Source organism: Mesorhizobium sp. IMUNJ 23232 (assembly GCF_044326205.1).
Lineage (GTDB): Bacteria > Pseudomonadota > Alphaproteobacteria > Rhizobiales > Rhizobiaceae > Kumtagia.
This window is the reverse complement of the sequence record NZ_JBIRCY010000006.1, coordinates 105954-117832: the sequence shown is the minus strand read 5'-3', so window position 1 is coordinate 117832 and position 11879 is coordinate 105954. Positions and strand designations below refer to the sequence as shown.

11 protein-coding genes are annotated in these 11879 nt (G+C 65.5%); 8 read left to right on the top strand and 3 right to left on the bottom strand.

Annotated elements, in window-relative coordinates:
• Nucleotides 1–70 precede the first annotated feature (70 nt).
• Nucleotides 71–760 (top strand): hypothetical protein, encoded by a 690-nt coding sequence (locus tag ACH196_RS06410; RefSeq protein WP_396646002.1) that lies wholly within the window; start codon nucleotides 71–73, stop codon nucleotides 758–760.
• A gap of 55 nt (nucleotides 761–815) precedes the next feature.
• Here the strand turns inward: ACH196_RS06410 and ACH196_RS06405 are convergent, their stop codons facing one another.
• Nucleotides 816–1268, bottom strand: coding sequence for a nucleoside deaminase (locus ACH196_RS06405; RefSeq protein WP_396645883.1), 453 nt, complete (start codon nucleotides 1266–1268; stop codon nucleotides 816–818).
• Nucleotides 1269–1332: 64 nt separating this feature from the next.
• Between ACH196_RS06405 and ACH196_RS06400 the strand changes: the two genes are divergently transcribed.
• From ACH196_RS06400 to ACH196_RS06380, 5 genes are all read left to right on the top strand, one after another.
• Nucleotides 1333–3450, top strand: coding sequence for a pseudouridine synthase (locus ACH196_RS06400; protein ID WP_396645881.1), 2118 nt, complete (start codon nucleotides 1333–1335; stop codon nucleotides 3448–3450).
• A gap of 6 nt (nucleotides 3451–3456) precedes the next feature.
• Nucleotides 3457–4011 (top strand): 16S rRNA (guanine(966)-N(2))-methyltransferase RsmD, encoded by a 555-nt coding sequence (gene rsmD, locus ACH196_RS06395; RefSeq protein ID WP_396645879.1) that lies wholly within the window; start codon nucleotides 3457–3459, stop codon nucleotides 4009–4011.
• 151 nt (nucleotides 4012–4162) lie between these two features.
• A complete protein-coding gene (locus ACH196_RS06390; RefSeq protein WP_396645878.1) occupies nucleotides 4163–5542 on the top strand; it encodes a M16 family metallopeptidase in 1380 nt (459 codons plus the stop codon).
• 29 nt (nucleotides 5543–5571) lie between these two features.
• On the top strand, nucleotides 5572–6915 hold the full coding sequence (locus ACH196_RS06385; RefSeq protein ID WP_396645876.1) for a M16 family metallopeptidase: 1344 nt from the start codon (nucleotides 5572–5574) through the stop codon (nucleotides 6913–6915).
• Nucleotides 6915–7757 carry a patatin-like phospholipase family protein gene (locus ACH196_RS06380; protein ID WP_396645874.1) on the top strand — a complete coding sequence of 281 codons (843 nt, stop codon included), beginning with the start codon at nucleotides 6915–6917 and terminating at the stop codon, nucleotides 7755–7757. The genes ACH196_RS06385 and ACH196_RS06380 overlap by 1 nt, the downstream gene beginning before the upstream one ends.
• Here the strand turns inward: ACH196_RS06380 and ACH196_RS06375 are convergent.
• Together ACH196_RS06375 and ACH196_RS06370 are read right to left on the bottom strand one after the other, a co-directional pair.
• The gene (locus ACH196_RS06375) at nucleotides 7754–9124 is read right to left on the bottom strand and encodes an MATE family efflux transporter (RefSeq protein ID WP_396646000.1); all 1371 of its coding nucleotides are present in this window, start codon (nucleotides 9122–9124) and stop codon (nucleotides 7754–7756) included. The two genes, ACH196_RS06380 and ACH196_RS06375, sit on opposite strands and share 4 nt — an antisense overlap.
• Nucleotides 9125–9155: 31 nt before the next feature.
• A complete protein-coding gene (locus tag ACH196_RS06370) occupies nucleotides 9156–9572 on the bottom strand; it encodes a VOC family protein (RefSeq protein ID WP_396645873.1) in 417 nt (138 codons plus the stop codon).
• Between the two features lie 143 nt (nucleotides 9573–9715).
• Here ACH196_RS06370 and ACH196_RS06365 point away from each other — a divergent pair, with 143 nt between their 5' ends.
• Both ACH196_RS06365 and ACH196_RS06360 read left to right on the top strand, forming a co-directional pair.
• Nucleotides 9716–11059, top strand: a complete 1344-nt coding sequence (locus ACH196_RS06365) for a TldD/PmbA family protein (RefSeq protein WP_396645872.1) — start codon at nucleotides 9716–9718, stop codon at nucleotides 11057–11059.
• A complete protein-coding gene (locus ACH196_RS06360; RefSeq protein WP_396645871.1) occupies nucleotides 11046–11870 on the top strand; it encodes a 3'(2'),5'-bisphosphate nucleotidase CysQ in 825 nt (274 codons plus the stop codon). Before ACH196_RS06365 ends, ACH196_RS06360 begins: the two co-directional genes overlap by 14 nt.
• Nucleotides 11871–11879 lie beyond the last annotated feature (9 nt).

Here is an 11879-nt window from a genome sequence, read left to right as displayed (position 1 = left end):
CCCGCCAATCCCGCAGGAAGGGGTATTCGGGGCGACTCTTAAGAGGCTTATCGCAGTGACATTTCTTGGCATGACGGGAGACCGCCGTTCCGGCATTGCGGCCGCCGCCGGTCTGGCGATTGCGGGCGCAGCACTCTCGGGCTGCATGAGTTCGCCGACTTATGGCACCGACAAGACTGCAAGCGAGCAGCTTGTCGGCGACGTCAGCAGCATCCTGTCGCTTGCCCCGAAGGACCGCCCGGCGATCGACTACAAGCCTCGGCCCGAACTGGTAAAACCGGTCAAGGGGTCGGCCGAAGTCTTGCCCGCGCCGCAGGAGAGTCTCGCTTCCGCCGGAAATCCGGAGTGGCCCGAATCGCCTGAACAGAAGCGTGCGCGCCTGCGCGCCGAGGCCGACGAGAATCGCGACGATCCAGGTTGGCAGCCGAACATCGACCCCGATCTGGCGCGCGCTACCGCCGCGCCCACCGAGAAGAACCCGGTGATGAACACCCGCCACCTGGAGACCGGCGTGGAGCCGGTCGGCACCGGCAAATCGGCCGCCCAAAGCGCGGCGTTCCGCAAGCAGTTGGCCGAGAACCGGCAGGGCAGCCCGGACACGCGCAGGTATCTGAGCGAGCCGCCGATCGACTATCGACAGGCTTCGACCGCCGCGCCGACGGGCGAACTCGGCGAGGATGAGCTCAAGAAGGAGCGTCGGCTGAAAGCCGAGGCCCGCAAGAAGAGCGACAGGAGCTGGGCTGATGTCCTTCCCTGGTGACGAAGGTATCCTGTTTCTGCTAAGGCAGGCCTGAATCTTCAGGCATCGGCCGGTCTTAGCGCCGGTTTTGAAAGAAACTCGTGAGGATTTCGCTGGCGGGACGCTCGCCGATGCCGGGATAGACTTCTGGCGCGTGATGGCAGGTTGGCGAAGCGTAGAAGCGCACCCCGTTTACGACCGCGCCGCCTTTTTCGTCCGCCGCGCCGAAATAAAGCCGCCGCACCCGGGCGAATGAGATCGCCGCCGCGCACATGGCGCAGGGTTCCAGCGTGACGTAGAGATCGCAGCCGGTCAGGCGTTCGGCGTCGAGCTTCCGGGAGGCTTCCCGGATCACCAGCATCTCGGCGTGGGCGGTGGCGTCTTTCAACTCACGGGTGCGGTTCCCGGCGCTGGCGACGATCTTGCCTTCGTGCACGAGGACGGCGCCGACCGGCACCTCCCCGCGCGCCACCGCGGCCTCGGCCTCGACAAGCGCAAAACTCATGAAATCCGGGCGTTTCGCGGGCATAAAGACATTTCCCTCGCGTGTCTGGAACGTTACTGCTACACCCCGGCCGGAAAGGCAAAGGCCCATGGACGACGATCGGAAAAAACCTTCAGGCAAGGGCGCACGCGCTCCTGGCGACCGCAAATTCGGTGGCCGGGCAGGCAGCGGCGGACCGGGTGCGAAGGGTGGCAAACCAGGCTTTGGTCCGAAGGGCCAGCCAGGTTTCGGAGCGAAAGGCGGCAAACCGGGTTTTGGGGGCAAGCCGGGTTTTGGTGAGAAGAAGGGATTTGGCGGCAAGGGCGAAAGGCCATTTCGGGACGGCGACAAGCCGGCGCCCAAGCGGAGTTACGGTGATGCGGCGACTGGCGAACGGCCAGCGCGCGCCGAGCGGCCCGCCTACCGTCCGCGTGAGGAGGGCGGAGCCGCTTCCGGCGAACGCACTGCCAAGCCATATCGCGCGCGTCCTGAAGGCAAGACCTTCACGCCCCGCGAGGACCGTCCATTCAAGTCGCGCGAGGACAGGGCGTTCAAGCCGCGTGAGGAAAGGCCGTACAAGCCCCGCGACGAAAGCAACCCGCGTCCGGGCCGCTACGAACGGTCCGTTTCGCGCGATAGCGGTGACGCGGCAAGGCCCGAACGATCGGACCGGCCATTCCGCTCCGACGCTGGAGACAGGCCTTTCACCAGGCGCCGCCCGGAAGCTTCCGCCGAAGGGGAGCGCTCGGTGCGCAGGTTCGAGCGCGACGACCATGCACGCGAGCAAGGCGATCGCCCGCGCCGTTTCGACAAGCCTGCCGATGGATCGCGCCCGCCGCGAAAGCCGTTCGAGAAGCGTGACGCGGGTCCGGCAAGATCTTCCGGCGATCGCAAGCCCTTTTCCAGAGCGCCGATCTCCGCCGAGGAAGGTGGAGAGCGCATCGCCAAGCGGCTGGCGCGTGTCGGCATCGCCTCGCGCCGCGACGCCGAGGACCTGATCGCCGCCGGGCGTGTTCGGGTCAACGGCAAGGTGCTGGCCAGCCCGGCCGTCAACGTGACGATCGACGACAAGATCGAGCTGGACGGCGAGCCGTTGCCGCCGATCGAGCGCACGCGGCTGTTCCTCTTCCATAAGCCGGCCGGCGTGGTGACCACCAATCGTGACCCGGAAGGACGGCGGACGGTGTTCGACGTGCTGCCTCCCGATCTGCCGCGTCTGATTACCGTCGGCCGGCTCGACATCAACACCGAGGGCCTGTTGCTCCTCACCAATGACGGTGGCCTGGCCCGCACGCTGGAATTGCCCGCGACCGGCTGGCTGCGGCGCTACAGGGCGCGAGTCCACGGCAAGGTTGAGGAATCCGCGCTGGCGGCGCTGAAGGATGGCATCGCGGTCGATGGCGTGTTCTACGGTTCGATCGAGGCGTCGCTCGACCGCGAGCAGGGCTCCAACGCCTGGCTGACGATCGGCCTGCGCGAGGGCAAGAACCGCGAGGTCAAGAATATTCTTGGCGCGCTCGGCCTCGACGTGACGCGGCTGATCCGCATCTCGTTCGGTCCGTTCCAACTCGGCGAACTGCCGGAAGGGCATGTCCAGGAATTGAAGGGTCGCCTGCTGCGCGACCAGCTCGGCGAGCGGCTGATCGAGGAGTCGGGCGCGAATTTCGAGGCGGATATCGTAAAACCGTTCTCCAACCGGCCGGTGCGGGGCAGCGAGGCTCCGGCGGAGGAGGCAGCGCGGCCGAAGATCGTGCGCGACGGGATGCCCGGCCGTATCGGCGAGGGCGGTCTGATCAAGGCCCGCAAGCGCCGTGAAAATAGCCGCGACGACGCTCTGGGCAAGCTTTCGACCAAACCGGATCGCGGTGGCTTCGGTGCGAAACCCGACCGTGGGCCGCCCGGCGTGAAATTCGATCGCGGCGAGAAGCCAGCCTTCGGCGACCGCCCGCCGCGCGGCAAGAAGTTCGGTGAACGTGAGCAGCGGCCGATCGAGCCGCCGGGCCAGCGCAAGACCAATGTCTGGATGGCTCCGGGGTCCAGGCCGCAGGGTGCTGGGCGGATTGCCGCCGAAAAGGCCGCCGCGGAAGCCAAGAAAAGCCGCAAGCCGGGCTACGGAAAACCGGGCGGCGCAAAACCGGTCGGCAAGCCGCGGGGCGAGGGCAGGGGCGGCGATGGGGGTCCGGGCGAGCGCCCGACCCGTCCCCGCAAGCCACGCACGGACGAGTAGCCTCGGATGCGCATCGTCGGGGGAGAGTTTCGCGGCAGGCCGCTGGCCACGCCGCGTTCGCAGGACATCCGTCCGACCACCGACCGGACTCGCGAATCTGTGTTCAACGTCATTGCGCATCGTTTTGGTGACCGGCTGGCCGGTGCCCGCGTGCTCGACCTGTTCGCCGGCACCGGTGCCCTCGGGCTGGAGGCGCTGTCGCGCGGCGCTGGCTTCGGCATGTTCATCGAGGAATCGGCCGAGGGCAGGGGGCTGATCCGCACCAATGTCGAGGCCTTCGGGCTGACAGGGCGCACGAAAATCTTCCGGCGCGACGCGACCAGGCTTGGCGATGCCGGCACAGTCCAGCCTTTCGGTCTGCTCTTCGCCGATCCGCCCTACGGAAAAGGCCTTGGCGAGCAGGCGCTGCATTCGGCCAGCAGCGGCGGCTGGCTGATACCGCATGCCCTTTGCGTCGTCGAGGAGACCGCCTCGGTGCCTTTCGGACCGGTCGCGGGTTTCACGCTATTGGACGAACGCAACTACGGCGAAACGGTCATCCGCTTCCTCGAAGCCGCCTGATGCCAGCCAAAGGCGTGCTGAAATTCGGGTAATGCCGGCCTGACCTAAATATCAACACACCCGTGCTCCACGGCAACATGACGAACAATTCACTTTCCGCGTGAAGCCGGCGAGCCATATAAGGCCGGAACAAAGCAGTTCAGGAGCCTTCATGAGTCTCGAAGACCGCCCGGTCCGCCGCTTCCTCGCCGGCCTTTTTCTGTCCGTCGTCGTCGCATTGCCGGTGGAATCCGCTTTCGCCGACGCGCAAGGCAAGCGCGAACCGGTGGCCGACTTCACGCTGGCGAACGGCATGGAGGTGGTGGTGATCCCCGACCATCGCGCGCCGATCGTTACCCACATGGTCTGGTACAAGGTCGGCAGCGCCGACGAGCCGCTCGGAAAATCCGGCATCGCGCATTTCTTCGAGCACCTGATGTTCAAGGGCACGACGAACCACAAGCCGGGCGAGTTCGACGCGGCGGTGGCCTCGATCGGCGGAAGCGAGAACGCCTTCACGTCCTACGACTACACCGCCTATCACGAGACGGTTCCGCCGGACGCGCTGGGCACGATGATGGCGTTGGAAGCCGACCGCATGCGCAACCTGATCCTCACCGACGCGGTGATTGGGCCGGAGCGCGACGTGGTGCTGGAGGAGCGCCGTTCGCGCATCGAGGGTGATCCGGAATCGCTGCTTTCGGAAGAGGTGCAGGCGACGCTCTACCAGAACCATCCCTATCGCGTGCCGGTGATCGGCTGGATGCACGAGATGGAGAAGCTGAATCGCACCGACGCGGTGGCTTTCTACAATCAGTATTACACGCCGAACAACGCGGTGCTGGTGGTGGCCGGCGACGTCGAGCCCGACCAGGTACGCAAACTGGCGGAGGAAACCTACGGCAAGGTGGCGCGCGGCCCGGACCTGCCGCCGCGCGACCGCCCGACCGAGCCGGAGCAGAATACCAGCCGCACGGTGACGATGACCGATCCGCGTGTCGGCATCCCGAGCTTTGCAAGATACTGGCTGGCACCGTCCTACCGGACCGCCGAGCCGGGCGAAGCGGAAGCGCTCGACCTGCTTTCCGAGATTCTCGGCGGCGGCACCCGCAGCCGGCTGTACCAGCAACTCGTAGTGAAGAGCGATGCCGCGGCCGGAACCGGCGCTTACTACGACGGCACGGCGCTCGACGAGACCAGCTTCGTGGTCTACGGCTCCCCTCGCGACGCCGAGGGCCTCGCCAAGCTCGAGACCTCGATCAACGCAGAGGTCGCCCGCATCCAGAAGGACGGTGTCTCCGAAGACGAGTTGCAGAAGGCCAAGAACCGGCTGGTCCGCAGCATGATCTTCGCGCAGGACAGCCCGTCCAGCATGGCGAACATGTATGGATCGGCGCTGACCACCGGCAGCACCGTCAAGGACGTGCAGGCCTGGCCGGACAAGATCAAGACCGTTACGGCGGCGCAGGTTAAGGCGGCTGCGGTCAAATATCTCAACCCCCATCAGTCGGTCAGTGCCTATCTGCTGCCGTCGCAGGATACGTCGAATTGAGGGGCGCGGGCATGAATTCCGGAGTTCTTATGCGAAATCGGATAACGACCCATGCCGCGGCCTTGCTTGCGGCGCTCGGCGCCCTGCTGCTGCTCGTGAATTTTCCCGCGCAAGCCGCTGTGAAGATTCAGGAAGTCAAATCGGACAGCGGCGTCACCGCCCGGCTGGTCGAGGACTATTCCGTGCCCATTGTCTCGCTGCGCTTCTCGTTCGAAGGTGGCGAATCGCAGGATCCCGTCGGCAAGGAAGGCATGGCCAACTTGATCACCGGCCTGTTCGACGAGGGCGCCGGCGACCTCGACAGCGAGGCATTCCAGACGCGGCTGGACGACGCGGGCGCCGAGATGAGCTTTCGCGCCAGCCGCGACAACATCTACGGCTCGATGCGCATGCTGGCCGACCAGAGGGACGAGGCACTCGACCTGATGCGGCTGGCGATCACCGCGCCACGCTTCGACCAGGCGCCGATCGACCGCATCCGTGGCCAGATGATCGCCAACATCCGGTCGGAGGCCAAAGATCCGCAGACCGAGGCGTCGCGCCGATGGCTGAAGGCGCTCTACGGCGATCATCCCTATTCGCGCCCGGACGACGGAACGGAAGAGACGCTGAAGACCATCACTGCCGACGACCTGAAGGCATTCCACAAGGCGCTGTTCGCCCGCGAGCAACTGCATGTCGCGGTGGTCGGCGCAATCGACGCCGAGACGCTGAAGCGCGATCTGGACAAGCTGTTCGGCAGCCTGCCCGAGAAACCGAGCCTGACGCCGGTGGCCGATGTGACGCCGAAGCTGGATCAGGTGGTGCGCTACGAATATGCGCTGCCGCAGACCAGCCTGCATCTCGCCTATCCCGGTGTCGCCCGCAAGGATCCGGACTTCTTCCCCGCCGTGGTGATGAACCATATCCTTGGCGGCGGCTCCTTCACCTCGCGGCTGTTTCGCGAAGTGCGCGAGAAACGCGGCCTAACCTATGGAATCGATTCGTCGATCGTCAATTACGAGCATTCCAACGCGCTGACCATCGGCACCTCGACGCGCGCCGGAAAGGGCATCGAGACGCTTGGTATCATACGTGACGTGGTCAAGCAGATGGCGGAAAACGGTCCCACCGAGGCGGAACTGGCGGCGGCCAAGAAATACCTGATCGGCGCTTACGCCATCAACAACCTGGATTCGTCGAGTTCGATCGCTTCCACGCTGGTCGAATTGCAGATCGACGGGCTGGGTGCTGACTATTTCGAGCGCCGGGCCGACTACATCAACGGCGTCACGCTCGACCAGGCGAAGGCCGCGGCGAAAAGGCTGCTTAACGCCGAGCCGGCGGTGCTGATCGTTGGACCGGCCGAAGAGAAGGCGCAGGAGGGCAACTGATGAGCCCGACATTCGCCGTCGCGTTTGGCGGAGGCGGAGCGAGAGGACTCGCCCATATCCATATCATCGAGACGCTGGACGAACTTGGCATCCGGCCGGTGGCGATTTCCGGCTCGTCCATTGGCGCGATCATGGGCGCCGGCATGGCGGCAGGCATGACCGGCCGCGACATCCATCACTACGCCGGCTCCATACTCGGCCGTGGAACGGAGGTGGCAAGCCGCATGTGGCAGGCGCGGCCAGGCACCTTTGCAGAGGCGCTGCAAGGCGGCATCAGACTCAGCCAGTTCAACATCGAACGTATTCTGAAGGCCTTCCTGCCGGTGGCCATTCCGGACCGTTTCGAGGAATTGAAGATACCGCTGAAAGTTACGGCAACCGATTTCTACGGCCACAAGCTGGCGGTCTTCGAGGAAGGCGACCTGTTTTCGGCGCTCGGCGCCTCAGCGGCCATTCCCGCGGTGTTCAAGCCTGTGCGCCGGGATGGCGTTCTTCTGATCGACGGCGGCATCTACAATCCGGTGCCGTTCGATCTGGTGACCGGACTGGCGGATATCGTCATCGCGATCGACGTGGTGGGCGCGCCCGAGGAGAATGCGCGGCAGCGCCCGAACTCGATCGATCTGATGTTTGGCGCCACGCAACTGTTGATGCAGTCGATCATCGCCGGCAAACTGGAGCACATGCAGCCGGACATCCTGCTGCGCCCGCCGGTATCGCGCTTTCGCGTACTGGATTTCATGAAGGTCGAGTCGGTGCTGTCCGAGACGGCCAGCATCAAGGACGAGCTGAAGCGGGCTGTGGAGAAGGCTGTCGCGGTATGCGAGGCGCGGCGAGCCTAAGCTGCCGGTTCCTCATTTGATGCCGGAGCCGCGATCTTTCCCAATACCCGGAAGCAAACGATCACCGACGCGATGCCGAACACGACAGCGCCGAGGCCCCAGCCAGCGACCACGCCATGTGCGCCGTACAGCCACGCGCCGGCCCAGACGAAGGGGATGACGCCGAGCGTCGAGCGGCCCCAATTGAAGACCGTCGAATAGGTCGGGTAGCCGAGATTGTTGAAGGCCGCACTCGCCACGAACAGTGCGCCGTTGAACAGGAAGCTGCCGGCGGCGATGTGGCAAAAGAAGACGATCAGCTCGCGCGACAGGCCCTGCGCCTGGAAGAGGCCGGCAATCGGCTCGGCGAAGATGGCGAGGAGCGCCCACATGACAGCGACGTAGATCACCGTGACAGCCAGGCTGTCGCGCATGATCGTGACGAGGCGGTCGTATTTTCGTGCGCCGAAATTCTGGCCGAGGATCGGCCCGACCGCGCCCGACAGCGCGAAGATGACGCCGAAGGCGACCGGCAGGATGCGGCCGATGATCGCCCAGCCGGCGACGGCCTGGTCGCCGAACGCCGCCATCTCGACGGTGACAAAGGTGTTGCCGACCGGCGTAGCGATCTGGGTGAGGACGGCGGGAAAGCCGATCGAGAAGAATGGCCGCGAGGCTTCCTTGAGCCGCGTCCAGTCGGGCAGGCGGACAAGGCGGTGGATATTATGCGAGCCATGGATGCCGATGGCCAGCATGATGAAGCGGACGACGACCGTCGAAATCGCCGCGCCGTCGAGGCCGAGCCCGAGGGCGAAGATGAAGATCGGGTCGAGGATTGCGGCAGCGAGCCCGGCGCCCAGGGTGACATACATGGCCCGCCGGGCATCGCCACAGCCACGCAGGATGCCGGTGGTGCACATGCCCAGCGCCAGGATCGGCGTCGACGGGAAGACGATGCGCAGGAAGCGCGTCGACAGTTCCAGCGTCTCGCCGCGCGCGCCCATGAGCCAGGTGAGTTCCCGCAGAAACGGCCAGACGATAACCATCAACAGTGTCGTGGTGGCCGCCATGAAAACCAGCGATGCGCCGCCCATGCGCGCCGCTTCCTCACGATTGCCCCGCCCAAGGCAGCGCGAGACAACCGCACTGCAGGCGATGGTGAAGCCTATGCCGACGGAGATGGTGAAGAACAGCAGCGTCGAGGCGAAGCCGATCGCCGCCGCCAGTTCCTGCACCCCGAGCAGCGAGATGTAGAAGAGGTTGAGCGCGTCGACGATGAAGATCGAGATGAGGCCGACCGAGCCAGTCGCCGTCATGACGATGACGTGGCGCAGCGTCGAACCGGTGGTGAATTTGGCGACCGGTGCGGATTTCGGCGAGCCGGTCATGGGTTTCACGTTGGCTTATTCAGCCCGATGCTCAGTGCGCGAACACCTGTTCGAGCGAGGCAAAACCCTTGAATTCCAGCGCATTGCCGGAAGGATCACGGATAAATAGCGTCGCCTGTTCGCCGGGTTCGCCGGCGAAGCGGACCATCGGCCGCTCCAGCCAGTCGATGCCGGGTTCGGCTTCCAGCCGTTCGGCGAGTTTCTTCCAGTCGTCCATCAGCAAGACCGCACCGAAATGCGGGATGGGCACGAGCTTTCCGTCGACCTTGCCGTCGGCATCAGCGGCGGCAAGCGTTGGTCGCAGATGTGCCGACATTTGGTGACCGAACAGGTCGAAATCCACCCAGGTCTCGGACGAACGGCCAATCGCGCAGCCCAGGATCTCACCGTAGAAGGCACGCGTCTCGTCGAGATCGCGGACGGGGAAGGCAAGATGGAAAGGCGTCATGGCGTAACTCCCGATGCTGCCGGAACTGCGCCCGACTTCATAAGACCCGGGCCGCTGGGGGCGGCGCGCTGCCGCAAGCCATTGCACAAGCCGGGCCGGAACAATAGATGGTGCAGCGTAAACAATGAAAGCTCGATAGCCTCATGGACGCCAGAATGGAAGCCGCCAGCCTGATCGACCGGGTCTCGGCCCTGGTCGACGCCGCCAAGACGGCCGGCGCGGATGCGGCCGACGCTGTCGCGGTGCGTGGCCGCTCGACCAGCGTTTCGGTGCGGCTCGGCAAGGTCGAGTCGACGGAGGCTTCCGAGGGCGACGACGTGTCGCTACGGGTGTTCGTCGGGCAGCGGGTGGCGAGTGTTTCCGCAACCGCCGCCTCCGACCCGAAAGTGCTGGCGGAACGCGCCGTGGCGATGGCGAGGGTCTCGCCGGAAGACCCGTATCAGGGACTGGCCGACGCGGCGCTGCTGGCAAAGGCGGTGCGCGATCTCGATCTCTACGATCCGACGGTGATTTCCGCCGACACGCTCAAGGAACACGCGCTGGCAGCCGAAGAGGCTGCGCTGGCGGTGCCGGGCGTGAGCAATTCCAGCGGCAGCGGCGCCAGCGCCGGGTTGGGCGGCATGGTGTTGGCGACCTCGCATGGCTTCCTCGGCCAATATGTCGGCTCCCGCTTCTCGCGCTCGGCCAGCGTGATTGCCGGTGAAGGCACCGGCATGGAGCGCGACTACGACTATTCCTCGCGCCTGCATTTCGCCGATCTCGATTCGCCCGAGGCGATCGGCAAAAGCGCCGGCGAACGCGCGGTGCGTCGGCTCAATCCGCGCAAGGCGCAGACTGGCGAGGTGACAGTGATCTTCGATCCGCGCGTGGCGCGCGGCATCGCCGGACATTTGGCCGGTGCGATCAATGGCGCCTCGGTGGCGCGCAAGACCAGTTTTTTGCGCGACATGATGGGCAAGCAGGTTGCGTCGGCGGCAATCACCGTCATCGACGAGCCGGCGCGCCTGCGCGGCCAGGCCTCGCGGCCCTTCGACGGTGAGGGCGTGGACGGGCGGACGCTGACAATGGTCGACAAGGGCGTGCTGAACCACTGGTTCCTGTCGACTTCCGCCGCCCGCGAACTCGGGCTGACCACCAACGGCCGCGGCTCGCGCGGCGGCTCCTCGGTGTCGCCGAGCTCGACCAACCTGTCGATCGAACCGGGCGACCAATCGCCGGAAGCTCTGATCGCGTCGCTGAAGTCGGGTTTCTACGTGACCGAGGTTTTCGGGCAGGGCGTCAACATGATCACCGGCGAATATAGCCGCGGCGCTTCCGGTTTCTGGATCGAGAACGGCGCGCTGACTTACCCGGTGTCGGAAGTGACGATCGCCTCGAACCTCAAAGATATGTTCCTGCGCATGGTTCCGGCAACCGATCTCGACCGCAATTACGGCACGGCGGCGCCTACGCTGCTCATCGAAGGCATGACACTTGCCGGAAGCTGAGACACGCGAGGCTGTTTCGGACCTACAGGCCGACCTCGAGCTTTTGCGCGAGGCGGCAGCCGAGGGCGGCCGCATTGCCATGCGCTATTTCCGGCAAAAGCCGGAGGTGTGGATGAAGGCCGGCAGTTCCCCAGTCAGCGAGGCCGACTACGCGGTCGACCGTTTTCTGCGCGAGACGTTGCTGGCGGCGCGGCCGGATTATGGCTGGCTGTCTGAAGAGACCGCCGATTCGGCGGCGCGGCTTGATGCGCGGCGCACTTTCGTGGTCGATCCGATCGACGGCACGCGCGCTTTCCTCGAAGGCCAGGACATCTGGTGCGTCAGCGCGGCCATTGTCGAAAATGGCTTGTCGGTGGCCGGCGTTCTCGATTGCCCGGCGCGCCGCCAGGTCTATTGGGCATTGCCGGGGCAGGGCGCTTACCGCAATGGCGTGCGACTCAAAGTGCGTGCGCCCGGCGCGCGTTTGGAGATCGGCGGCCCCAAGGCACTGATCGACGCGATGCCGCAGCGCTGGCGCGACGTGCTGGAGCGGCGCGCATACATCCCCTCGCTCGCCTATCGCATCGCCATGATCGCCGACGGCAGCCTGGACGCCACTTTCGTCAAGCCCAACGCCCATGACTGGGACCTCGCGGCAGCCGACCTGATCCTGCGCGAGGCGGGCGGAATGCTGCTGAATGACCGGCGCGAGCAGCCGCTTTACGCGGGCAAGATCGTCAACCATGGCGCGCTCGCTGCCGGCAGCGGCGAGTTGTTGGGCGTAATGGCTGAGGTAGTGGCATCGCAGGCCGACCCAGCTTCCGGTGGGTAGCCGGCGGAC

Excerpts from the sequence above, each read along its gene's own strand:
- ACH196_RS06365 (WP_396645872.1), top strand. The coding sequence starts at position 9,716 with ATGGACGCCAGAATGGAAGCCGCCAGCCTGATCGACCGGGTCTCGGCC.
- ACH196_RS06375 (WP_396646000.1), bottom strand. The coding sequence starts at position 9,124 with ATGACCGGCTCGCCGAAATCCGCACCGGTCGCCAAATTCACCACCGGT.
- ACH196_RS06370 (WP_396645873.1), bottom strand. The coding sequence starts at position 9,572 with ATGACGCCTTTCCATCTTGCCTTCCCCGTCCGCGATCTCGACGAGACG.
- ACH196_RS06380 (WP_396645874.1), top strand. The coding sequence starts at position 6,915 with ATGAGCCCGACATTCGCCGTCGCGTTTGGCGGAGGCGGAGCGAGAGGA.
- ACH196_RS06405 (WP_396645883.1), bottom strand. The coding sequence starts at position 1,268 with ATGCCCGCGAAACGCCCGGATTTCATGAGTTTTGCGCTTGTCGAGGCC.
- rsmD (WP_396645879.1), top strand. The coding sequence starts at position 3,457 with ATGCGCATCGTCGGGGGAGAGTTTCGCGGCAGGCCGCTGGCCACGCCG.
- ACH196_RS06410 (WP_396646002.1), top strand. The coding sequence starts at position 71 with ATGACGGGAGACCGCCGTTCCGGCATTGCGGCCGCCGCCGGTCTGGCG.
- ACH196_RS06390 (WP_396645878.1), top strand. The coding sequence starts at position 4,163 with ATGAGTCTCGAAGACCGCCCGGTCCGCCGCTTCCTCGCCGGCCTTTTT.
- ACH196_RS06400 (WP_396645881.1), top strand. The coding sequence starts at position 1,333 with ATGGACGACGATCGGAAAAAACCTTCAGGCAAGGGCGCACGCGCTCCT.
- ACH196_RS06385 (WP_396645876.1), top strand. The coding sequence starts at position 5,572 with ATGCGAAATCGGATAACGACCCATGCCGCGGCCTTGCTTGCGGCGCTC.